General features: G+C 72.3%; 16 protein-coding genes and 2 pseudogenes. 12 read left to right on the top strand and 6 right to left on the bottom strand.

The window, feature by feature from the left end; all coding sequences use genetic code 11:
- Positions 1–129: 129 nt before the first annotated feature.
- The 5 genes from ABD126_RS16815 to ABD126_RS16795 all read left to right on the top strand — a co-directional run bounded on the left by ABD126_RS16815 (position 130) and on the right by ABD126_RS16795 (position 7,676).
- Positions 130–1,827 (top strand): S8 family serine peptidase, encoded by a 1,698-nt coding sequence (locus ABD126_RS16815; protein ID WP_343934786.1) that lies wholly within the window; start codon positions 130–132, stop codon positions 1,825–1,827.
- A 371-nt stretch (positions 1,828–2,198) separates the two neighbouring features.
- Positions 2,199–4,337 carry a metallophosphoesterase gene (locus ABD126_RS16810; protein ID WP_343934785.1) on the top strand — a complete coding sequence of 713 codons (2,139 nt, stop codon included), beginning with the start codon at positions 2,199–2,201 and terminating at the stop codon, positions 4,335–4,337.
- A gap of 68 nt (positions 4,338–4,405) precedes the next feature.
- Positions 4,406–5,623, top strand: coding sequence for an MFS transporter (locus ABD126_RS16805; protein ID WP_343934784.1), 1,218 nt, complete (start codon positions 4,406–4,408; stop codon positions 5,621–5,623).
- Positions 5,620–6,525, top strand: coding sequence for a TolB-like translocation protein (locus ABD126_RS16800; protein ID WP_343934783.1), 906 nt, complete (start codon positions 5,620–5,622; stop codon positions 6,523–6,525). Before ABD126_RS16805 ends, ABD126_RS16800 begins: the two co-directional genes overlap by 4 nt.
- Positions 6,522–7,676 carry a hypothetical protein gene (locus tag ABD126_RS16795; protein ID WP_343934782.1) on the top strand — a complete coding sequence of 385 codons (1,155 nt, stop codon included), beginning with the start codon at positions 6,522–6,524 and terminating at the stop codon, positions 7,674–7,676. The genes ABD126_RS16800 and ABD126_RS16795 overlap by 4 nt, the downstream gene beginning before the upstream one ends.
- A gap of 50 nt (positions 7,677–7,726) precedes the next feature.
- Here ABD126_RS16795 and ABD126_RS16790 read toward each other — a convergent pair whose 3' ends face one another.
- Together ABD126_RS16790 and ABD126_RS16785 are read right to left on the bottom strand one after the other, a co-directional pair.
- Positions 7,727–7,927, bottom strand: a complete 201-nt coding sequence (locus ABD126_RS16790) for a hypothetical protein (RefSeq protein WP_343934781.1) — start codon at positions 7,925–7,927, stop codon at positions 7,727–7,729.
- A gap of 522 nt (positions 7,928–8,449) precedes the next feature.
- The gene (locus tag ABD126_RS16785; protein ID WP_343934780.1) at positions 8,450–9,325 is read right to left on the bottom strand and encodes an SIS domain-containing protein; all 876 of its coding nucleotides are present in this window, start codon (positions 9,323–9,325) and stop codon (positions 8,450–8,452) included.
- Positions 9,326–9,536: 211 nt separating this feature from the next.
- Here ABD126_RS16785 and ABD126_RS16780 point away from each other — a divergent pair, with 211 nt between their 5' ends.
- The 4 genes and pseudogenes from ABD126_RS16780 to ABD126_RS16765 form a co-directional block, all read left to right on the top strand.
- A complete protein-coding gene (locus ABD126_RS16780) occupies positions 9,537–10,808 on the top strand; it encodes an ABC transporter substrate-binding protein (protein WP_343934779.1) in 1,272 nt (423 codons plus the stop codon).
- Positions 10,808–11,767 carry a carbohydrate ABC transporter permease gene (locus ABD126_RS16775; RefSeq protein WP_343934778.1) on the top strand — a complete coding sequence of 320 codons (960 nt, stop codon included), beginning with the start codon at positions 10,808–10,810 and terminating at the stop codon, positions 11,765–11,767. Before ABD126_RS16780 ends, ABD126_RS16775 begins: the two co-directional genes overlap by 1 nt.
- On the top strand, positions 11,748–12,599 hold the full coding sequence (locus ABD126_RS16770) for a carbohydrate ABC transporter permease (protein WP_343934777.1): 852 nt from the start codon (positions 11,748–11,750) through the stop codon (positions 12,597–12,599). The genes ABD126_RS16775 and ABD126_RS16770 overlap by 20 nt, the downstream gene beginning before the upstream one ends.
- A gap of 24 nt (positions 12,600–12,623) precedes the next feature.
- A pseudogene (locus tag ABD126_RS16765) lies at positions 12,624–13,988 on the top strand (Gfo/Idh/MocA family protein); the annotation flags it as partial.
- 666 nt (positions 13,989–14,654) lie between these two features.
- On the opposite strand, the gene ABD126_RS16760 reads toward ABD126_RS16765, so the two are convergent.
- Complete coding sequence (locus ABD126_RS16760; RefSeq protein ID WP_343934776.1) at positions 14,655–15,275, bottom strand: L-threonylcarbamoyladenylate synthase; 621 nt, start codon at positions 15,273–15,275, stop codon at positions 14,655–14,657.
- A 288-nt stretch (positions 15,276–15,563) separates the two neighbouring features.
- On the opposite strand from ABD126_RS16760, the gene ABD126_RS16755 reads away from it, so the two are divergent.
- Positions 15,564–17,396, top strand: coding sequence for a S8 family peptidase (locus tag ABD126_RS16755; protein ID WP_343934775.1), 1,833 nt, complete (start codon positions 15,564–15,566; stop codon positions 17,394–17,396).
- Positions 17,397–17,770: 374 nt separating this feature from the next.
- On the opposite strand, the gene ABD126_RS16750 is transcribed toward ABD126_RS16755, so the two are convergent.
- Positions 17,771–20,044: a PQQ-dependent sugar dehydrogenase gene (locus tag ABD126_RS16750; RefSeq protein ID WP_343934773.1), complete on the bottom strand. Its 2,274-nt coding sequence runs from the start codon at positions 20,042–20,044 to the stop codon at positions 17,771–17,773.
- Between the two features lie 157 nt (positions 20,045–20,201).
- Positions 20,202–21,332 carry a glycosyltransferase gene (locus ABD126_RS16745; RefSeq protein WP_343934772.1) on the bottom strand — a complete coding sequence of 377 codons (1,131 nt, stop codon included), beginning with the start codon at positions 21,330–21,332 and terminating at the stop codon, positions 20,202–20,204.
- An 89-nt stretch (positions 21,333–21,421) separates the two neighbouring features.
- On the opposite strand from ABD126_RS16745, the pseudogene ABD126_RS16740 reads away from it, so the two are divergent.
- Positions 21,422–21,772 (top strand): annotated as a pseudogene (locus ABD126_RS16740) (gluconokinase); the annotation flags it as partial.
- 76 nt (positions 21,773–21,848) lie between these two features.
- Positions 21,849–22,106, top strand: a complete 258-nt coding sequence (locus ABD126_RS16735; RefSeq protein WP_343934962.1) for a GntT/GntP/DsdX family permease — start codon at positions 21,849–21,851, stop codon at positions 22,104–22,106.
- 193 nt (positions 22,107–22,299) lie between these two features.
- Here the strand turns inward: ABD126_RS16735 and ABD126_RS16730 are convergent, their stop codons facing one another.
- Positions 22,300–23,211 (bottom strand): S1C family serine protease, encoded by a 912-nt coding sequence (locus ABD126_RS16730; RefSeq protein ID WP_343934771.1) that lies wholly within the window; start codon positions 23,209–23,211, stop codon positions 22,300–22,302.
- Positions 23,212–23,321: the final 110 nt, after the last annotated feature.

The raw sequence follows: 23,321 nt of genomic DNA, 5'->3' as shown, positions 1-23,321 counted from the left end.
GAATGCGTCCGGAACGTCGGATTCGATTTAGCATCGCGGCGAACCGGGTGGGGTTTCCGGTACCGAGGGGCGGCTCCCAGATCCCGCGCGCCCGCACGGGCCGCGGTTCCCCTTCCCCTGGAGCCACCGGTGAGATCAACCCACACCTGCGCGGCCGTCGTCGTCGCGGGCCTGCTCGCGGCGCTGACCGCCGTCCCCGCCGCCGCGTCCGGACCCGTCGAGGTGCCGGCCGGCGCGATCGCCGACAGCTACCTCGTCCAGGTGCGCGACGCCGACCACGCGCAACCGCTCGCCGCCCGCTACGGCGGGCAGGTCACCCAGGTCTACCGCTCGGCGCTGACCGGGTTCGCGGTTCGGCTGCCCGCGGCGGCGGCGGCCCGGCTGGCCGCCGACCCGCGGGTGGAACGGGTCGTGCAGGACTCGGTCGTGCACGCCACCACGACCCAGACCAACGCGCCCTGGAACCTCGACCGCATCGACCAGCGCACCCTGCCGCTGTCGGGCACCTACACCTACGACAGGACCGGCGCGGGCGTGCGCGTCTACGTGCTGGACACCGGAGTGCGGATCTCCCACCAGGACTTCGGCGGCCGGGCGGTCAACGGGTGGGACGCGGTCGACCGGGACTCCGTCGCCCAGGACTGCAACGGCCACGGCACGCACGTCGCGGGCACCATCGGCGGCCGGACCCACGGCGTGGCCAAGGCCGTGACCCTGCACGCCGTGCGCGTCCTGCCGTGCGGCGGGTCCGGGCCGAACTCGGTGGTCATCGCGGGCGTCGACTGGGTGACCGCCAACGCGGTCAAGCCCGCCGTGGTCAACATGAGCCTGGGCGACGGCGCGGGCGACACCATGCTGGACAACGCGGTCCGCCGGTCCATCGCCTCGGGCCTGACCTACGTGCTGGCCGCCGGCAACGACAACACCGACGCCTGCACCCACTCGCCGGCGCTGGTGCCCGAGGGCATCACGGTCGGCAACACCACCCGCTCCGACGCCCGGCGCGGCACCTCCAACTACGGCCGCTGCCTGGACCTGTTCGCGCCCGGCACGGACGTCGTCTCGGCTTCGCACAGCAGCGACACGGGCACCACGACCATGTCCGGCACGTCGATGGCCGCCCCGGCGGTCGCGGGCGCGGCGGCGCTGTACGTGGAGGCCAACCCCGCCGCCACCCCGAAGCAGGTGCACGACGCGATCGTGGCGTGCGCGGCGACCGGCCTGGTCACCGGCGCGGGCGCGTACTCGCCCAACCGCCTGCTCCAGGTCCCGTGCGGCCCGGTGACCCCGCCGGTGTGGTCGGACGACTTCGAGACCGACAAGGGCTGGCGGGCCAACCCCTCGGGCGCCGACACCGCCACCACCGGCCGCTTCGAGCGCGGCGACCCCGAGCAGACCACGTCGGCCTCCAGCGGCCAGGTCAAGCAGCTCGGCACCGCGGCGAGCGGCGTGAACTGCCTGGTCACCGGCCGCCTTTCGGGCGCGTCGGACGGCGCGAACGACGTGGACGGCGGCGTCACCTCGATGGTGTCGCCGGCGATCACCCTGCCGAGCGCGGCCAAGCTGCGCTTCGCCTTCACCTACGCCCACGGCGACAACTCCGGCACCGCCGACTACCTGCGGATCAAGGTCCTCGACGGCACGAGCGCCACGACCGTGTTCGAGCGGCTCGGCGCGGCCACCGAGGTCGCCGGGGCGTGGCGGACCGCGACCGTGGACCTGGCGGCGTTCGGCGGGCGCGAGGTGCGGCTGCTGGTGGAGACGGCCGACGCGGGCACCGCCTCGCTGTGGGAGGCGGCGGTGGACGACGTGGCGGTCACGACCTAGTCCACCTCCTGTTCAGAGTTATCCAACCTCCCGGACGGATCGTCGTTGACGGCCCTTCACCTGCGATTAGGGTCGAAAGCGTCCCCCTCCGCAGGAGGTGAAACCCCGCGGCGAAAGCCGTGACAACCGAATTGGCGCCAACGCCCGAAGCCTCTCCGCGGCACATCGGGCCGGTACCGCGCACCGTCTTGTGGAGGCCGCCCCTCGGCGAGCCGGCTGCGCGGTTCCGTGCGGCCTTTTCCCGGACAACCGGAAAAAGGTTCGCGAATTTTCGGGAGATCCTCCCTGCTGGTTCTCGAACCGAATGTCGGGGACGGCCGGAATTCCACTCCTGCACCCGGCCGTCCCCGTCCCTGCCCAGAGGAATCCGAATGCGATCAGTGATCCAACGACGCCGATGGCGCCGCTCCGCGGTGGCCGCGACGACGTCCACCCTGCTGGTCGGCGCCTTCCTGGTGGCCGCCCAACCGGCGGCCACCGGGCACGCGGCGCCGGCCGCGCCACCGGAGATCGCCGACCAGGTCCCGCAGCTGCCCGAACCGGGCGTCACCGCGGCCCGCGCCGAGGTCACCGCCTCCGGCGGGGCCACGCGGGTCGCGACCGACCAACACGTCTGCGCGCCGGAGGCCAAGTGGCTGCGGCTGCGCGTCACCCAGTTGTCGTTGCGCGGCAACGACTCGGTGACGCTCACCGGGTCCGCGGCGGGCAGCTTCACCCTCACTGCGGCCAACTGGCCGGGCAAGGCGTTCCACACCCGCGCCTTCGAGGGCGACTGCGTCCGCGTCTCGCCCAACCTGACCGACCCGGGCAGCCGGTTCGCGGTCGACTCCTACCAGGCCGGCACCCAGTCCCTGGCGATGGCCACGGCGACCGTCGCGGCCGTGGGCGACGTGTGCGGCTCGTCGTGCAACCAGACCGCGCCGCTGGTGAAGAACATGAACCCGCAGGCGCTGATCCTGGCCGGCGACAACGCCTACAACTCCGGCACCCTGTCCGAGTACAACAACGCCTACAACCCGTACTACGGCCAGTTCAAGTCGATCACGTACCCGACGCCGGGCAACCACGAGTACAACACCTCCGGCGCCGCGGGCTACTTCGACTACTTCGGCACGCGGGCCGGCGAGCGCGGCAAGGGCTACTACAGCTTCGACGTGGGCGACTGGCACTTCGTCGCGCTCAACTCCAACATCAGCCGCACCAGCACCTCCAGCCAGGTGACGTGGCTGAAGAACGACCTGGCGGCCAACACCAAGCCGTGCACCGCGGCGTTCTGGCACCACCCGCGGTTCAGCCGCGGCAGCCACGGCGACGACACGTCGGTCACGCCGTTCTTCCAGGCCCTCTACGACGCCAAGGCCGACCTGGTCGTCGTCGGCCACGACCACAACTACCAGCGGTTCGCGCCCTCGCGCCCGGACGGCACCAAGGACACCGTCAACGGCGTCCGGCAACTCTTGATCGGCACCGGCGGCCGGGGTTACTACAACTTCGACTCCTCCTCCGCCGCGACGCAGGAAGTGGGCAACACCAACACCTTCGGCGTCGGCAAGCTCACCCTCACCTCCACCGGCTACACCAGCGACTTCGTGCCGGTGTCCGGCCGGACGTTCACCGACACGGTGTCCGGCGCGTGCAAGAAGGCCAAGGGCTTCACCGTCGAGGCGACCCCGGCGTCGGTGAGCCTCAAGCCGGGCGGCACCGCGTCGGTGGCGGTGAAGGTGACCAGCACGGGCACCTTCTCGGAGCAGACCTCGCTGAGCGTGTCCGGCCTGCCTTCGGGCGTCACCGGGACGATCTCGCCGGCTGCGGTCACCCCGACCGCCGGCGGCTCGGCGTCGGCGACGCTGACCCTGACCGCCTCGGCGTCCGCGCCGAACGGCAGCGCCACGGCCACCGTCACGGGCACCGCGACGACGGCCTCGAACACCGCCCGGGTCACGGTGAGCGTGTCGTCCACGGTCGGTGACGCGTTCTTCGACGACTTCGAGACCGACAAGGGTTGGCAGGTCAACCCGCAGGCCAACGACACGGCCACGACCGGCAGGTGGGAGCGCGGCGACCCCGAGCAGACCGCCGAAGCGGGCAACGGCCAGATCAAGCAGCTGGGCGACGCCACCAGCGGCGTCAACTGCCTGGTCACCGGCCGGCTGGCCGGGGCGTCCGACGGGGCCAACGACGTGGACGGCGGCAAGACGTCCATCGCGTCGCCGACGTTCACCGTGCCGTCCGGCGCGAAGCTGAGCTTCAACTACAACTTCGCGCACGGCAACAACTCCTCGACCTCGGACTACCTGCGGGTGCGGGTCCTGGAGGGGTCCACGGCGACCACGGTGTTCGAGCGGCTCGGCCAGTCGTCGGTCGCGGTCCCCGGCCAGTGGCAGGCGGCGACCGTCGACCTGGCGGCCTTCGCGGGCCGCGGCGTGCGCCTGCTCGTCGAGACCGCCGACGCCTCGACCGCGTCCCTCGTGGAGGCCGCGGTGGACGACGTGCGGGTCAGCGTCGCGTAGTCCGGTGTTCGAACGGTGCGCACGGCCGGTCCTGCCCGGCCGTGCGCACCACCACGGAAGGCCTTGGCATGTACGTCTCCACCATCCGCTCCGCGGACACCGGGCGGCCGTCGGGCCGGTCGGGGCACGCCGTGCCGGCGACCGTCGTCGGGTTGGGCGTGGTCAGCCTGATCACCGACATGTCCGCCGAGATGGTCACCGCGGTCCTGCCGCTCTACCTCGTCTACGGCCTCGGCGTCGGGTACCTGCAACTCGGCGCGATCGACGGCCTCTACACCGGCGCGACGGCGTTGTTGCGCCTGGCCGGTGGCTACCTGGCCGATCGGCTGGGCCGGCCGAAGGCCGTGGCGCTGGCCGGCTATGGGCTTTCGGCCGTCACCAAGCTGGGTTTTCCCCTGGCGGGGTCCTCGCTGCCGCTGATCGGCGGCCTGATCGGCGTGGACCGGGCGGGCAAGGGCATCCGCACCGCGCCCCGGGACGCCATGATCACGCTCGCGGCTCCGGGGGACGGCCTGGGCCGGGCGTTCGGGGTGCACCGGGCGCTGGACACCGCCGGGGCGTTGATGGGTCCGCTGGTGGCGTTCGGGCTGCTGCACTTCCTGGTCGGCGACTACACGGCCGTGTTCGCCGTCAGCTTCTGTCTGGCGGTGGTGGCCGTGGTGGTGCTGGCGGTGTTCGTGCGGGCCCCGGTCGGGACCGTGGCGCGGACCCGGGTCCGGCTGCGGTCGGGGTTCGGGTTGCTGCGGGAGCGCGGGGTGCGGCGGACGTGCCTGGTCGCCGCGTTGCTCGGGCTGTGCACGGTGGGGGACATGTTCCTGTTCGTCGGGGTGCAGCAGAGTGCCGGGTTGCCGTCCGGGGTGTTGCCGTTGCTGCCGTTGGCGACGGCGTTGTCGTTCATGGCGTTGGCGACGCCGGTGGGGCGGTTGGCCGACCGGTTCGGGCGCTGGCGGGTGTTCCTGCTCGGGCACGTCGTGCTGGTCGGGGCCTATGTGCTGCTGGCGCTGGCGTTGCGGGGGTGGGCCGTGGCGGCGCTGGTGTTGGTGGCGCACGGGGTTTTCTACGCTTGCACCGATGGGGTTCTGATGGCTCATGCGGCACCGCTGGTGCCGGAGGCGTTGCGTGCCACCGGCTTGGCGATAGTCCAAACAGGACAGGCGTTGGCCCGCGCTTGCGGTGCGGTGGGTTTCGGGGTGGTCGCGACCGGGTTGGCGTTGCAGCCGGCGTTCGCGGTGCTGGCGGCGGCGTTGCTGGTTGCGGTCCTGGTCGGTGGGGCGGTGCGGTCGTGATCGCGCGGCGGACGTGGGTCGGGGTCGGGCTGGTGGCGGCGACGCTGGCGGGTGGGGTGGCGTTCGTCGGGATGCGGTCGGTGGGGGCCGTCGCGCCGCCCGAGTCGTTGGACCTGCGCGGCGGGCTGGTGTACGTGGACGGGTCCGGGCGGGTGCGGCAGGAGGGGCGGGTCGGGCCGGCGTGCCAGCGGGTGGACGTAGCGGCGGGGACGATGGTGTGCCTGCGGACGACCGCGTTGCCGGAGCAGTCGGAGGTCGTCGTGTCCGACGCCGCGGGGGAGAAGGTGCGGCTGACGGAGTGGGGGACGCCGTCGCGGGCGCGGGTGTCCCCGAGCGGGCGCCTGGTGACGTGGACGGTGTTCCGCGCGGGTGACTCGTACCTGGGCGGGGTGGGGACGTTCTCCACGACGGCCGGCATCTACGACCTGGCATCGCGGAGCCACTACGGGTCGCTGGAGGACTTCTCGCTGGTGCTGGAGGGTCAGCCGCACGACGCCGACGACGCCAACTACTGGGGGGTGACGTTCGCGCGCGACGACGTGACGTTCTACGCGACGCTGCGGACGGGCGAGTCGACGTGGCTGGTGAAGGGGGACCTGCGGACGCGGACGCTGGAGTCGTTGCGGCGCAACGTGGAGTGCCCCTCGTTGGCACCGGACGGGACGCGGATCGCGTACAAGCACCGGACCGGCGACCGGTGGCGGCTGCACGTGCTGGACCTGGCGTCGGGCGCGGACGTGCCGCTGGCCGACCCGGCGCACCTCGACGACCAGCCGCAGTGGCTGGACGACCGGACGGTGGCCTACGGGCGGGACAAGGCGGTGTACTCGGTGCCGGCGGACGGCAGCGGCGCGCCCGTCCTGGTGCGTGCGGACGCCTCCTCGCCGGCGGTGCCCCGGTGACGCGCGGGACCGCCGAACCCGCGGCCCACGCCCGCGCCACGGACGGTTCCCGCTCGGCCCGCGCCACGGATGGTTCCCGCTCGGGTGGTTCGGCCGGCTCGGCGCGCTCGGCCCGTGCCGCCGCTCTCCGCTCGCGGCTCCGGTCGCCGGCGGACTGCACGTGGTTCGGTCTCGCCCTGGTCGTTCTGGCAGCGGTCGTCCTGGTCGGCCTGCCGGAACCGGTCCGCGCACCCGCCTCGACCGCCCCGCTCACCCTGGGCGAGGCGTTCCCGGGTGCGCGGACCTCCTCCACCACCGGCGGCGCGCACACCCCGCTGGCCTACCTCGACCTGGACACGCCGGTCAGCGTCACCAACGCGGGCGACGTGGTCCGCCTGGTCGTCGGCGACCGGGTCGTCCGCGAGCTGCCGGCCGCCGGCTCGCCCCGGTTCGCCGTCGCGACCCCGCCGGACGCCCTGGTGTGGCTGGAGCTGTCCGACGTCACCGCCACCGGCTCGCTGTGGCGGTCGGGTCCCCGCGGCGAGGACCCGACGCCGGTCACCGCCGACACCGGCCGGGTGGTGCTGCTCGACTCCCAGTACGACCTGGTCGTCCACGACGGCCTGGCGAGCTGGGCGACGGTCGTCGGCGAGGACACCGAGGTCCGCACGGTCCCCGTGACCGGTGGTCCGGTCGACACCGTCCGGCTGTCCGGCCGGTACACGCTGTCCGCGTGGCCGTGGGCGACGGCGGCCGAGGTGGAGGCGGCGGGGTCGTCGCGGCTGGCGGACCTGCGGACCGGCGCGGTGACCACCGTGCGCGGCGAGGGGGTGGAGCTGGTGGACTGCACGCCCGAGTGGTGCCGCGTGCAGGTGCTGCGGCAGAGCGGGACGGCGAGGCTCGACCTCATGCGGCCCGACGGGTCGTCGCGGCGGCGGGTCGGCGGGCGGGAGGTGCGCCCGGCGGTCGTGGACGTCGTGCTGCTGGACCGGTTCGCGGTGGTCGTGGACGACGCCCGGGGCGCGCTGGCGCTGTACGACACGCGCGGCGACCGGACGGCGGACCTGGCGACCGGCTTCGGCACGGTGCTCGCGCGCGGCCCGTTCGTGTGGTGGTCGACGGGCGAGAACACGGCCCTGACCTGGCACGTGGTGGACCTGCGCACGTTGTAGGGGGGTCACCCGGACGCGGGACGTCGCGTGGCCGGTTTCGCCTGAACGGCCTAGCGTTCGTGGTGTGACTTCAGCGGAGTGCGTGCCATGGCCGGCTTAAGAGCGCGGGGTGCGCCGTCGGCGGTGCGGCGCACCCCGGAACTCTCCTCCAGCCGCCCCACGCCGGTGTCGGCCGCCGGGAAATCGGGCCGACCCCGGCGGTCCCGCGCGGGCAGGTCGCCGCCGTGCGCCTCCGCACCCTCATCCACCACGCCCGCCCGGGCGACCTGACCCCGCCCTGAGCGGCCGGCACTCGGGGAACCCGCGCGTGGTCGATCCCCGCCGCTCGGTCACCGGAATTGTCGGTGGGGCGTGGGATCATGGAAGCGGGGGCCGGAGGCCGGCCACGGCAAGGCTCGCCGCCAACCCGCCCCGCGCCGCCCGCCAGACCCGGCCCGCGCCAACCCGCGCCAACCCGCCAGACCCGGCCCGCGCCAACCCGCCCGGCCCGCGCCAACCCGCCCGGCCCGCGCCAACCCGCCCGGCCCGCCCGATCCGAGCCGGCCCGCCCGATCCGAGCCGACCCGCCCCGCGCCGCCCGCGCCGGCCCGCCCGACCTGCGCCGGCCCGCCCGACCTGCGCCGGCCCGCCCGACCTGCGCCGGCCCGCCCGACCTGCGCCGGCCCGCCCGACCTGCGCCGGCCCGCCCGACCTGCGCCGGCCCGCCCGACCCGCGCCGGCCCGCCCGACCCGCGCCGGCCCGCCCGACTCGAGCCGGCTCGCCGGTCAGCGGGTCAGGACAGGATCACCGAGCGGGTCAGGTGGCGGGGTTGGTCGGGGTTCAGGCCGGCGGCTTCCGCGATGTGCACCGCCAGCCGCTGCGCCACCACCAGCGCCGCCATCGGGTCCAGCGCGCTGGTCACGAACGTCCCCCCGGTCGCCGCCACGTCCTCCGCCAACCCCTCCGGCGCGGTGCCGAACACCCACGCCAGGCGGCCCGGGGCGGTGATGCTGATCGGGCCGTGGCGGTAGTCCATCGCCGGGTACGACTCCGTCCACGCGCCGGCCGCCTCGCGCATCTTCAGCGCCGCCTCGTGGGCCAGGCCCACCGTCCAGCCCCGGCCCAGGAAGGTGATCTGGGTGGCGGCGGTCCACTCCGGGCGCAGTTCCGCGCCCACGGCCACCGTCGCGTCGGCGATCGCGGACGACAGGTCCTCGCCCAGCGACGTCCGCAGCAACGCCAGCGCGCTGGTCGCGAAGCGCGTCTGCACGACCGACACCTCGTCGGCGAAGTCCAGCACGACGACCTCGTCCGACGCGTCGACCACGGGCGTGCCGCCGTCGGCGGTCAGCGCCAGGGTCGGCACGGCCACCGTCTCCAGCAGGTCCAGCACTTCCGACGTCGTGCCCGAGCGGGTGATCGCGACGACCCGGTCGTAGTCGCGCGCCCCCGGGAACTCCGACGCCGCGAACGCGTCGGTGAAGCCCTGGCCCCGCGCCTCGCGCAGCCACGCGTAGGACTGCGCCATGAACCACGACGTGCCGCAGCCGACCACGGCCACCCGCTCACCGGGTCGGGGCAGGACCGGCGCGACCTCCTTGGCCAGCGTGGACGCCCGGTGCCAACAGTCCGGTTGGGTGGCGATCTCGACAGCGACGTGGGTGCTCACGGGCTCTCCTCCAGACAGTGCGCATTTCTGCACTCAAGCCACGAACATACTGCATGATTTTGCATCCCGAACACCCTGTTCTGGCTAGAACCGTGCTCAAACGGTGACAACTGACTGTTGACCGGTGCGCGTTCGAGGGGAAGTATGTGCACAATTGCTCACCAGCCGCTCCGGTGTGCAGTGCACCACACAGCCCCTCAGGGAGTGCCCCGTGACCGCTGCTCCACTCCGCGCCGCCGCCGCCCTCACGGCCGCCGCGCTGGCCCTGACCGCCTGTAGCGGCGGGAACGCCGCAAGCGACGACGGCAAGTCGTTCACCTACTGGTCGATGTGGAAGGAGAACGAGCCGCAGGCGCAGGTCCTCGCGCAGGCGGTCGCCGACTTCGAGAAGGAGACCGGCATCGACGTCACCGTCCAGTGGCAGGGCCGGGACGTCCTGAAGAAGGTCGTGCCCGCGCTGCGCGGCGGCGACGTGCCGGACCTGGTGGACCAGGAGGAGGCGGGTGTGCGCGCGAACCTGGTCGCCTCCGACCAGTTCCGCGACCTGAGCGCGGTCTACGCGGCCGAGGTGCCCGGCTCGGGCAAGAAGGTCTCCGACGTCGTCGCCGACAAGTACACCGGGACCCTGAAGAAGGACGGCAAGTTCTTCCTCGTGCCCTACGAGATCATCGGCAACGGCCTGTGGTTCGACGGCTCCAAGCTGCCCGGCACGGCCCCGAAGTCGTGGGACGAGCTGGCCGCGCTGTTCGCCAAGGCCAAGGGCGAGGGCCGCGCGCCGATCGCGCTGGACGCCGACATCCCGTACTACAACGCCTACTGGACCGTCGGCGTGCTCCAGGGGGCGCTGGGCGCGGGCAAGGTCGACGAGCTGGCCAAGGACAAGACCGGCAAGGCGTGGGACACCCCCGAGGTCCGCGCCGCGCTGGGCAAGGTCAAGGCGCTGGTGGACGACAAGCACTTCATCGACGGCTACGACGGCTCCAAGTGGCCCGCCGTGCAGGAGAAGTGGGCGCAGCGCCAGGCGGACTTCCTGCTGATGGGCTCGTGGGCCCCGTCCGAGACCGGCCCGAAGGCCGCGCAGGGCTTCCAGTTCACCTTCACCCCGCTGCCCGGCGCGAAGACCACCGTCCCGGTGAGCAACCTCGGGTTCGCGATCCCCAAGCCCGCCAAGAAGGCCGCGGCGGCGGAGAAGTTCATCGCCTACTTCCTCAAGGACGCGCACCTGTCCAAGATCGCGACCACGGCGAAGAACCTCACCCCGAACCCGGCCCTGCCGGTGCCCGACGACCTCAAGGGCCTGGGCGCCGCCCTGGAGACCCTGCCGGTGTCGCGCCCGATCGACGGCATCGACGAGATCCCCGGCTACGCCGAGGAAGCGTTCTACCCGGTCAACGACCAGCTCATCAAGGGCAAGACCGACGTGGACGGCTTCCTGTCGCAGCTGGCGGAGAAGCAGGCGAACTACTGGAAGAAGAACGGCTGATGGCGGTTGCGTCCGCGACCGCGGTCGCCGGGCGTCGGGTGCGGCGGGCGCGGGCGTCCGCCGCACCGCTCACGCCGCTGGCCCGTCGTCGCCGCGCCCTGTTCTGGCCCTTCGTCGCGCCCGCCCTGGCGCTGTACCTGGTGTTCTTCGTGGGCCCGGTGCTGGCGTCGGTGTGGATCAGCTTCCACAAGTGGGACGGCGTCGGCGCGCTCGAACCGCGCGGCGTGCAGAACTACGAGATCCTGCTGGACGACTCGACGTTCCTCGACTCGTTCGTCAACACCATGCTGATCCTGGTCGTGGTGGGCGTGGCGACGTTCGCGGTGTCGTTCGCGTTGACGATGGTGTTGCGGGAGATGCGCGGGCGCAAGTTCGTGCGCGCGGTGCTGTTCTTCCCCTACATCGTCTCCCCGGTGGTGCTGTCGGTGCTGTGGGGCTTCCTGTTCCGCTCCCCGGAGGGCCTGCTCACCACCCTGTGGTCCGGTGTCACCGGCAGCACGCCGAACTGGTTGGGCGACAACCTGTTCACGGTCATCTGCATCGGCCTGATCTGGGTCAACACCGGGTTCTTCACCACGATCATCATGGCCGGCGTCGACCGCATCCCCGCCGACCTGTACGAGGACTCGGCGCTGGCCGGGGCGACGGCGTGGCAGCGGTTCCGGCACATCACCCTCCCGCTGACCTGGGACGTGGTGGCCACCGCCGCCGTGATCTGGACGATCTCGTCGTTGAAGATCTTCGAGTTCATCTACGCGTTCGGCGGCACGACCAACGACATGCCCACGGTCGAGGTGTGGAACAGCGCGTTGTTCATCTACGGCAGCACGTTCGGCGGGCGCAACCCCCAGTACCAGTTCGGGTACGCCTCCGCCTCCGCGGTCGTGATGCTGCTCGTGGTCGGTGTCCTGGTCGTCCTGCTGCGGAGGGTGATGCGCCGTGCGCAAATCCAGTTCTAGACACGGCCACGGCCCCCTCTACCGGGGCGGCGTCGGCCTGGTGTGGCTGCTGGCGGTCTTCAACGTCGGCGTGCTGGCCTGGATGGGCATCGCCGCGCTGCGGGACCACACGGCGATCTTCTCGCAGCCCTGGTCGCTGTCCACGTTCGGCGAGTTCGGCAACTTCGCCAAGGCCTGGTCGGACAGCGGGTTCGGCGCGGCGGCGCTGAACACCGTCCTGCTGGTCGCCGGGTCGGCGGTGGTGCTGGTCGCGATCTCCGCTCCCGCCGCCTACGCCCTGGCCCGCTCGGGAACCCGGATCTCCGGCGCGATGGCGTTGTTCTTCGCCCTGGGCATCGGCATCCCGGTGCAGGTCATCGTGATCCCGCTGTTCGTGATGCTGGAGAACATCGGCCTGGTCAACTCCCTGACCGGCCTGTTCGTCCTGTACGTGGCGCTGTCGTTGCCCTTCACCGTCTTCCTGCTCACCGCGTTCTTCGGATCGCTGCCCGAAGAGGTCGAGGAGGCGGCGGCGATCGACGGCGCCGGGCCGCTGCGGACGTTCCTCCAGATCAGCCTGCCGTTGGCGCGCGGCGGCCTGATCACGGCGTTGATCCTCAACGCGATCGGCCTGTGGAACGAGACGTTCATCGCGCTGGTGTTCGTCCAGGACACCGAACTCCAAACGCTTCCGTTGGCATTGCTGGGTTTCATGCAGACCCAGCAGTACTCCGGAGCGGACTACGGCGCCCTGTTCGCCGGCGTCTGCATCCTCGTCCTGCCCATGCTCGCGCTCTACGTCTGGCTCGGACGGCGCATCGTCGAAGGGATGACGCTCGGCGCCGTCAAATAACCCCTGCGACACAAGGAGCCTTTCATGGCCGACATCACGCGGCGGTCGTTGTTCGGTGGCGCCTTAGCGACCGGTGTGGTCGCGATGAGCGGTGCCACGACCGCCTCGGCCGCGGACGACCCGCCCCGTCCGCCCGGTCAGACCACCATGATCGACGTCCCGTTCCCCGCCCACAACACCGTCCGCATCGGCCTGATCGGCCTCGGCAACCGCGGTGGCGCGATGGCTTCCGGCTGGGCGTCGGTGCCCGGCGCGGTCGTCACGGCGGTGTGCGACATCCGCACCAGCCGGGCGCAGAGCACCGCCGACCGGCTGGTCGCCCAGGGCCACCCCCGGCCCGCCGTGATCGGCGGCTCGGTCGACTCCTACCGGCAGTTGCTGGCCCGCACCGACGTGGACCTGGTCTACATCGCCACGCCGTGGGAGTTCCACTACGCGCAGGGCCGGGACGCGATGCTCGCCGGCAAGCACGCGTCGGTGGAACTGCCCATCGCGACCGAGCTGTCCGAGCTGTGGAGCCTGGTCGACACCTCCGAACGCACCCGCAAGCACCTGATGCTCGCCGAGAACTGCTGCTACGGCAACAACGAGCTGGCCATGCTGCGCATGTCGCACGAGAAGGTCTTCGGCGAGGTCACCAACGGCCACGGCGGCTACCTGCACGACCTGCGGGCGCTGCTGTTCAGCGACACCTACTACACCGACTCGTGGCGCAGGCTGTGGCACACCCGCAGCAAGGCCAGCTTCTACCACATGCACGGCCTGGCCCCGGTTGCCGCCGCGATGGACATCAACCGCGGCGACCGGTTCACCACGGTCAGCGCGACGGCCACCCCGGCGCGCGGCCTGGCCGACTACCGCGAGCGGTTCGTGCCGCGCACCCACCCGTCGTGGAACGAGACCTACGTCAACGGCGACCTGGTCACGTGCCACATCAGGACGTCCAAGGGCTACGACATCCGCACCGCCCACGACGTCAGCACACCGCGCCCGTACAGCCGCATCAACAGCATCGCGGGCACGCGCGGCATCTTCGAGGACTACGCGGGCACCGCGTCCGGCGCGCGCGTGTACTTCGAACCGGGCCACACCGACCACTCGTGGCGTGACTTCGGGACGTTCCGCGAGCAGTACAAGCACTGGCTGTGGCGCAAGTTCCCCAACGGGGTCGGCGGGCACGGCGGCATGGACGGCATCATGCAGTGGCGCACGGTGCAGCTCATGCGGTCCGGCCTGGTGCCCGACATCGACGTCTACGACTCGGCGGCGTGGTGCGCGCCGATCCCGTTGAGCGTGCTGTCCCTGGACGCCGGCGGCGCGGCGGTGGCGGTGCCGGACTTCACCCGCGGCGACTGGTCGCGCCCGCGCCCCGGCCTGGACTCGCCCGAGACCGACATGCCCGGCGGGGGCGGCACGTCCCCGCTGGCCAACCTGGCGGCGGCGTTCGACAACGTCGGCACCACCCACGAGAACAACACCACCCCGGGCGACTTCGACGGCGACGGCAACAGCTTCTCCGCCGACAAGCTCACCGCCGCCGGCCTGGCGCCCGGTGCCACCGTCACGGCGTTGGGCGCGTCGATCACCTGGCCCACCGGCGTCGGCGTGCGCAACAACGCGCGCGGAGCCGGGCAGGTCATCCGCCTGTCGGGCAGGGGAAGCCGGGTGGTGGTGCTGGGTTCCGGCATCGGGACGCTGCCCGGCGGCGACCTGGTCGTCCGCTACACCGACGGCACGACCGCGCGTGGCACGATCGCGTTCCCGAACTGGACGCAACCGGCCGCCGGCGGCGCGACCGCCGTCGCCACGGTCGTGGGCCGCAACCGGCAGAGCGGCTACGGCGACACGGCCTACCGCTACACGGTCTTCGCCCACTCGGCCGCGATCGACCCGGCGAAGACCGTGGACACGGTGACCCTGCCCGCCAACGCCGACATGCACTTCTTCGGACTGGGCCTGGCCCCTTAGAAACCGCGGCGGACAGCGACCCCTCCGGCACCGATGGTCGTGGTGGCGGAGGGGTTCGCACTTCTGGCGGGGCGCCTGACCGGCGCGTTACTCGAACCGACCCGGGTCACCCGCGCCGCGCCGCACGATCTCCGGCTCACCGCTGGAGAAGTCCACGACGGTCGTGGGTTCGGTGCCGCAGTCGCCCGAGTCGAGGACTGCGTCGACCACGTTGTCCAGGCGGTCCTTGATCTCCCAGCCGTGCACCAGCGGTTCGTCCTGGTCGGGCAGCAGGAGGGTGGAGGACAGCATCGGCTCGCCGAGCTGCTCCAGCAGCGCCTGCGCCACCGGGTGGTCGGGGATGCGCGCGCCCACGGTCTTCTTCTTCGGGTGCAGCAGCCGGCGCGGCACCTCGCGGGTGGCCGGCAGGATGAACGTGTAGCTGCCCGGCGTCGCCGACTTGATCGCGCGGAACACCGCGTTGTCGACGTGCACGAACTGACCCAGTTGGGCGAAGTCACGGCACATCAGGGTGAAGTGGTGGCGGTCGTCGAGGTGGCGGATCTGGCGGATGCGGTCCAGGCCCTCCTTGTTGCCCAGCCGGCAGCCCAGCGCGTAGCAGGAGTCCGTGGGGTAGGCGATCAAGCCGTCGGACCGGATCAGCTCCACCGCCTGGTCGATGGACCTGCGCTGGGGGTTGACCGGGTGCACGTCGAAGTACCTCGCCATGCGCGGAGCCTAGTGGGCGCGGATCCGAGGCGCGCGACCGAGGCCTCGGGCACGCCCGATGACCTGGGCGAACCGCACGGCCGACCGGCGAGCCCCCCAACGCGCGCACCGCTCCCGACGGGCGGGCGACCGGGCACGGCGCGCCGGAACAGTACGAAAGTATCTTGTCCGGCGCGCCGACGGCCCCAAATACTCGGCACGTCCGACCAGGACACCTCACACCGCCCGGGACACGAAGGGCCATCGAGGGCTGGCCGCTCCCCGGGCGCCCTGCATCGAGGAGCAGTGATGCGAGACCGAACCCTGCCCGGACGAACACTCGGCCTGGGACTGGCGGTCACCACCGCCGTCGCCACCGCGTTCGTCCTGCCCGGCGCGGCCACCGCCGCGCCCGAAGGCCCGATCGTCGCCGAGAGCGCGCCGAACGCGGTCGCGGACAGCTACATCGTCGTGCTCAAGGACAACGGGCTCGCCCAGTCCGACGTCAGCGGCAAGGTCGCCGAGCTGACCGGCCGCTACGGCGGCAAGGTCGGCTTCACCTACCGCGCCGCCATGAAGGGCTTCTCGGTCACCCTGTCGGCCAAGCAGGCCAAGCGCCTGGCCGCCGACCCGGCCGTGTCCTACGTGGAGCAGGACCGCACCGTCCAGGTGCTGGCCGACCAGCTCAACCCGCCGTCGTGGGGCCTGGACCGCGTCGACCAGGCGGACCTGCCGCTGAACCAGAAGTACAGCTACGGCACCGAGGCGTCCAACGTCACCGCCTACATCATCGACACCGGCATCAACTACAACCACAGCGACTTCGGCGGGCGCGCGACGTTCGGCTTCGACGCGTTCAACGACGGCCAGAACGGCAAGGACTGCCAGGGCCACGGCACGCACGTCGCGGGCACCGTCGGCGGCGCGTCCTACGGCCTGGCCAAGAAGGTCAACCTCAAGGCCGTGCGCGTGCTCAACTGCCAGGGCGGCGGCTCGGTGTCCACCGAGGCGGCCGGCGTCGACTGGGTGACCGCGAACGCGGTGTTCCCGGCCGTGGCCAACATGAGCCTCTACACCGGCACCGCGAACGAACCCAGCCGCGTGCTCGACGACGCCGTGCGCGCCTCGATCGCCAAGGGCGTGTCCTACGTCGTCGCGGCGGGCAACTTCAACGACGACTCGTGCAAGTACTCGCCGCAGCGCGTCACCGAGACCATCAACGTCGGCTCGACCACCAACACCGACGCCCGGTCCTCGTTCTCCAGCTACGGCACCTGCACCGACATCTTCGCGCCGGGCTCCAACATCGTGTCGGCGTCGTACTCGAACAACACGGGCTCGGCGACGATGAGCGGCACGTCGATGGCCTCGCCGCACGTGGCCGGCGCGGTCGCGCTCTACCTGGCGGCCAACCCGACCAAGACCCCGGCCGAGGTGCACAGCGCGATCCTCGCCCAGGCGACCCCGAACAAGGTCACCAACCCGGGCGCGAGCACCCCGAACCGCCTGCTGCGCGTCAACGGCGGCACCACGGGCGTCTCGGTGGCCAACCCCGGCAACCAGACCACGGCCGTCGGCGGCACCGCGAACCTCCAGCTGACCGCGACCGGCGGCACCGCCCCGTACACGTGGTCGGCCACCGGCCTCCCGGCGGGCCTGACCATCGGCGCGTCCACCGGCCAGATCACCGGCACCGCGACCACGGCCGGCACCTACACCGTGACCGCGACCGCCACGGCCAGCGCCGGCGGCTCCGGCAGCACCACGTTCACCTGGACCGTCGGCACGGCCGGCTGCGCCACGCAGACCAACGGCACCGACGTCGCCATCCCGGACGCGGGCGCGGCCGTGACCAGCACCATCACGGTGTCGGGCTGCACGGGCAACGCCTCGGCCACCTCCAAGGTCGAGGTGCACATCAAGCACACGTGGCGCGGTGACGTGGTCATCGACCTGGTGGCCCCGGACGGCACGGCCTACCGCCTGAAGAACACCAGCGGCAGCGACAGCGCGGACAACGTGGACGCGACGTACACGACCAACCTGTCCTCCGAGGCCCGCAACGGCACGTGGTCCCTGCGAGTCCAGGACGTCGCCCGCTACGACACGGGCAACATCGACTCCTGGAGCCTGACGCTGTAATGATGGTTTCCGAGTAGTCGCACGTCCCAGTGGGGCCGGCCGCCAAGCGGTCGGCCCCACTGCTCTTCGAAGGGCTGCCAAGCCACAGGAAGGGCCTCGGTTCGTTCCCCGTACGGCCTGGGCGCAGCCCAACCACGCTTTGGTCTTCTGTGCAACCACGCTTCACCGGTTGCGCAGAAGACCAAAGGGTGGTTGCCTCCGGCAGGCCGTACGGGGAACGAACCGACGCCCTTCCACCCCCCCCGGGGGCCTGCCGCGCGGCGAGCGCCGCTTTTCGCTCTTCGCTCTTCGCTCTTCGCTTTCGCTCTTCGCTTTCGCTCTTCGCTTTCGCTCTTCGCTTTCAGCTCTTCGCTCTCGACAGCGCCCCAGCGCGTTCAGCGTTTCCGGTAGTAAGCGGTATAAGTAGTAGGAACAGAAGGAGCGATGATGGTGTGCTCCTTGGCCCCACCATCCGACCAGGACGAGAACGTGTAAGTCGACCGGTTCACCACCTGCGACTCAGGCGCGCTGACCGAGTTGGCCGACCCCACGATCACGGTCACCGAGAACGGCGTCGTCCGAGCCGACTCGTTGAACCCCAACCCCGACAACCGCAACCCGCCCGGGTTGGTCTTGAACGTCAACAGCACGGTCTGCGGCTCCAACCGGACCGTGGTCGACGCGCTCAACCCCTGCGAGTCCGTCGCCGTCAACCGCAACCGCAGCGAAGACGGGTACTGGTGGTCCGGCGCGGTGAACTGTCCACTCGCGACACCGTTGAACGTCTGCACCACGTGCTCGTGGCAGTCCGCCGCCGAGAAGCAGTGGTCCACCAGCAACGTCCAACTCAACCCGGCCGCCGGCACGGCCCCGTCCTGGGCGTCACCCGCCCGCCCGGAAAAAGCAACAACGTCTCCGACCTTCCACCGCACCGCACCCGACGGCGCGTCGATCACCGGCGACGGCGGCGTGTTGCCGACCGTGATGGTCACCGTCGCCGTCCCCGTCGCCCCTTGCGGATCGGTCACCCTCAACGCGGGCGTGTACGTCCCGGCCGTCGTGTACGTACGAGACGTCGTCGCACCCGTGGCGTCACCGAAAGTGCCGTTCCCGTCCAGGTCCCAGCTGTAGGTCAGCGCGCCGCCCTCCGGATCGGTGGACGCCGTCCCGCTGAAGTTCACCGTCAGGGGCGCGCTGCCGCTGGTCGGGTTGGCCGAGACGCGCGCGGTCGGGGACTGGTTCGCCGCCGTGTGGACGATGTGGTGGATGGTCCCGTTGTCCATGTTCACGTAGAACAGGTCGCCGCCCGGCCCGATCTCCAGGTCCACCGGGTGCCCGGCGCCGCCACCCGACGAGTCCACGCACACCAGGCACTGCCGCTGCGCGGGGTCGGGCAGGCCGTTCGCGCCCGGCATCATCGCCCAGATCTCGTTGCGGCTGTGGTCGCCGAAGAACAACGCCCCGTTGTACGCCGCCGGGTACGAGCCGCCGTTGTAGAACGCGATACCGGTGATGGACGAGCTGCCGGTGCGGCACCCGGTGTAGCTCACGACGCACGCGTTGTGGCTGTAGGCGTAATAAGGCGCAGCAACCGATCCCGGCGTGTTGTAGAGCTGCGCGCACATCGTCAGCCCTGCGCCCTCATAACCGCTCTGCCGCGCCGCACCTTCGTAGCACGGCCACCCGAAGTTCCGCCCGCCACCGGGGACGAGCCGGTTGATCTCCTCCCAGCCGCCCCAGCCGACGTCGCCGATCCACAGCTCGTCGCTGCCCGGCCGCTGGGTCATGCGGAACGGGTTGCGCAGGCCGTAGCCGACGACCCGGCGCAGGTTCGGGTCGGCGGAGGACGCGAACGGGTTGTCCGGCAGGCCCTGCCCGGTCGCGGGGTCCAGCCGCAGGACCGCGCCGTCCAGCGTCACGGGCGTGCGCCGCGGGCTCTGGCTGCGCAGCGCGCCACCCTGCGCGCTCGGCGAGGTCAGCGCGGTGCCGACGCTGCCGGGCGGGTCGCCGCACGGGTTGGCCTGGTTGCCCGCGTAGAAGTTGCCGTACTGGCCGTAGTCGACGTTGTTGAAGCTCGCGCCGTCGCCGCCGGTGACGTACAGCGCGCCGTCGCGGCCGAACAGGAGCGCGCCGACGGAGTGGCTCGGGTACTGCTGGCACCAGTCGTTGATCAGCACCTGCTCGTTCACGGCCGTGTTGCCGCTCGCGGTGAGCCGGGACAGCCGCCCCGACACCAGGCAGCCGTCCGTCGTCGGACCCGGCGGCGTCGGGCACGCGTCGCCCCAGGTCGGGGCGGTGCCGCCGATGCGGGCGTCGTAGGCGTACAGGACGTAGACGTACGGGTTCGCCGGGAACCCGGGGTGCAGTTCGAGGCCGAGCAGGCCGCGGTCCCAGAAGTCGTGGACGCTCGCGGACAGGTCGGCGAACGTGGTCGGCGTCGGGTCGCTCAGGTTGTCGAAGACCTTGACGACACCGTTCTTCTGCGCGACGAACACCCGACCGTCGTCGGCGAACCGCACGGCGGTGGGGTTGGTGAGCCCGCTGAACACCACCCGGTCGCTGAAGTTCGGCGGCAGCACCGCCGCGTGCGCGGCCGGCACCGCGACCACGGCGGGCGCCAGCAGGGCGAGGGTGAGCAGAGCTGTCTTCAGCCTGGGGCGCAGTCTCATCGCGGCCCCCTTCCCGGTCCGCTTTGGTTTGTCCATCGGCTCGTGCGGGGGAAACCGTTACGCGGCAACAAGATGTGGTCAAGCCGCTACGATGCGGACAGCCCCGGACCGACGAGCACGGCAGCGCCCGCCCGCGAACGGAACCCGCCGGACCTCGTCACCGAGCCGCCCGCGTGAGCACCTCCACGCTTTCCGACACCGGCGGCAGGGCGGCCATCTCGTCGGCCAGCCGGCGCGCCGCGGTCGCGTAGGACGGGTCGGCCAGCACGCGGTCCAGCGCCTCGCCCACCTCCGCAGGCGACGGCACCGCCACGCCCGCGCCCGACCGGGTCACGGCGTCGGCGTTGAGGAACTGGTCCAGCGAGAACAGCGGTGCGACGACGGTCGGGACCCCGGCCGCCAGGGCGGTCATGGTGGTGCCGAAACCGCCGTGGCCGATGGCGGCGGAGGCGTGCGGCATCACGTCCGCCTGCGGCACGAACCGCTCCACCCGCACATGATCCACTGTGGACAGTGAGGTGTCGCCCGCTTCGCCGACGGTGACCAGCGCCCGCACCCGGCGCGCGGCCAGCGCGTCGACCAGGGACCGGTAGGCCCCCGCGAACGGGGGCAGGGCGGCGGCGACCGTGCCGAAGCTCGCGTACACCAGCGGGCCGGTGCCGGGGACGTTCGGCGGCGGGGCCGTCGCGGACGGGACCGGGTGGCTGAACCGGTGCACGGGCCGGTCGGGCGGCCCGCCCTCCATCGACTGCGGCCCGGCCTCCATCGACTGCGGCACGACCGTCATCAGCGGCGCGGTGAGCAGGCCGTCGCCGGTGCAGCCGAGCTGGTCCAGGGTGGCGTCGTCGAGCATCCCGAACGCCACGGCGCTGGCTTCCGCCAACCCGATCGCGACCTCGACGTGCGGCACGCCCGCCCCGGTCGCGACCGCGAACGACGCGAACTCGGCGAACTCCCGCACGACCAGGTCCGGCCGGAACTCCTCGACCAGGGCCCGCATGGCGGGCAGGGCGGCGCGGGCGTCGATGCCCGCGAAGACCTCGTTGACGACGACCCGGTCGGCCTCCAGGCGCGGCAGGCCGGGCAGCCGCGCGAAGATCGGCCCGTGCTCGCCGGGAGCGGGCTCGGCGAGCGGCGCGTGCGGCAGGCCCGCGCGGGAGACCGTCGACGCGAACGACGCGGGCGCGGCGACCCGGACCTCGTGCCCGGCGGCGGCGCAGGCTCGGGCGAACGGCGTCATCGGTCCGAAGTGGCCGATGTTCGCCGTGGTGGCGAACAGGATCCGCATACCTCGGGGTCGTGCCGATCTAGCCGACCGTTACGCGACCCCTCCGAGACACGCCGCCCCCGCCAACACGCCGCCCCCGCAAGACGACCCTGGGCACCGCGCTCGCTCGCCGCCTGGGCGTGCCGTTCGCCGACGCCGACGACTTCCACCCACCCGCCAACATCGCCAAGATGGCCGCCGGCACGCCCCTGGACGACGCCGACCGCGCCCCGTGGCTGGCCGCGATCGCCGCGTGGCTGGCCGACCACGCCGACGGGGGCGTGGTCACCTGCTCGGCGTTGAAACGGGCGTTCCGCGACCGGTTGCGCGCCGCCGCGCCCGCGGTGTTCGTGCACCTCGCGGGCGACCCGGACGTGGTGCGCGCCCGCGTCGCCGCCCGGCCCGGCCACTTCATGCCGGTGAGCCTGGTCACCTCCTGCCTCGCCGTCGCGGAAGGACTGCCGACATGACCCTCGCCGTTGTCCCGCCGCACCCCGGTCCGCTGGTCGCGGTGAACGCGCTGAAGGCCGACTCGGCATCACCCTGGGCCTGGGCGTCCTGATCGCGCTGCCCACGGGCGCCATCGCCGGCCCGCTGTTCGCCCGCTACGCCGCCCGCTGGGTGGACGTGCCGGCGCCGGAGCTGTTCGAGGCGGACGAGCGTCCGGACCGGCCCAAGCCGGGCTTCGGCGCCACGCCGGCGACCGTCCTGCTGCCGGTCGTGCTGATGATCGGCAAGGCGCTGGCCGACATCGTCCTGGCGAAGGGCAGCGTGGTCCGGTGGGGCAGAACGTGAAGACGTGGTCGCTGATGGAGACGGTGATCTCCGTGACCGGCCTGGTGTTCGTGCTGCTGACCGACCTGGTGGTCTGACACCCGAGCCGGAACCGGCTTCGCGCGCCGCACGGGCTTCGCGCGCCGCACCGGCTCCCACCGCCGCACGGGCTTCGCGCGCCGCACCGGCGGCCCGCGGAGTCGGCTGGTCGACCTCAGGCCGTGAGTTCGGTGGGGGTGGCGATCACGTCCACCATCGCGCCGTTGCGCAGGACGGTCACCGGCAGCGGCAGGCCGATGGCCTCCGCGAACAGCTGCCGCTGGATGCCCTGCGCGTCGTGGACCCGCGTGCGGGCCACGCTCAGGACCAGGTCGCCGTCGTGCAGGCCCGCGCGGTCGGCCGGGCCGCCGGGGACGACCTGCACCAGGCGCACGCCCGCCTTCTGCCCGGTCCGTTCGGCCACCGGGTCGGGCAGGGGCGCGGGCACGCCCACCACGCCCAGGTACGCCCGGCGCACCCGGCCCTCGACCATCAGCGTCGACAGGATGCGTCGCGTGGTGCTGTTCATGGGGATCGCCAGGCCCAACCCGATGCCCGCCAACGCCGTGTTGATGCCGACCACCTCGCCGCGCGAGTTCGCCAGCGCGCCGCCGGAGTTGCCCGGGTTCAGGGCCGCGTCGGTCTGGATCACGTCCTCGATCACCCGCCCGACCCGGCCGCTGCTCACCGGCACCGCCCGGCCCAGCGCGCTCACCACGCCCGCCGTCACCGAACCCGCCAGGCCCAACGGGTTGCCCACGGCGATCACCAACTGGCCCACCCGCAACGCGTCCGCGTCGCCGAACACCGCCGCCGCCGGCGCGTCCGGCGCCTTCAGCACCGCCAGGTCCGACAACGGGTCCGCCCCCACCACGTCGAACCGCGCCTCGCTGCCGTCCGCGAACACCGCCGTCCCGTCCCGCCCGGACCCCACGACGTGCGCGTTGGTCAACAGGAACCCGTCGTCGGTGAACACCACGGCCGACCCCGCGCCGCGGCGCATCCGCACACTGGCCACGTGCGGCGTCACGTCCCGCGCGACCGCCACCACGATCCGCGAGTAGGCGTCCAACGGGCTCTCGTCCACGCGGCCCTCCCGGGATCACTTGAACCCATCGTGCGCTCGGGAGAGGCGTGCTGTCAGGCGCGTTCGCCGTCAGCGCAGCGAGCCCAGCCGGCGGTCAAGCGGTCGGGTGT

It is taken from the genome of Saccharothrix mutabilis subsp. mutabilis (assembly GCF_039521145.1).
GTDB lineage: Bacteria > Actinomycetota > Actinomycetes > Mycobacteriales > Pseudonocardiaceae > Actinosynnema > Actinosynnema mutabilis.
Note: the sequence above shows the minus strand (reverse complement) of the source record. Positions and strands in the feature narration are given on the sequence as shown.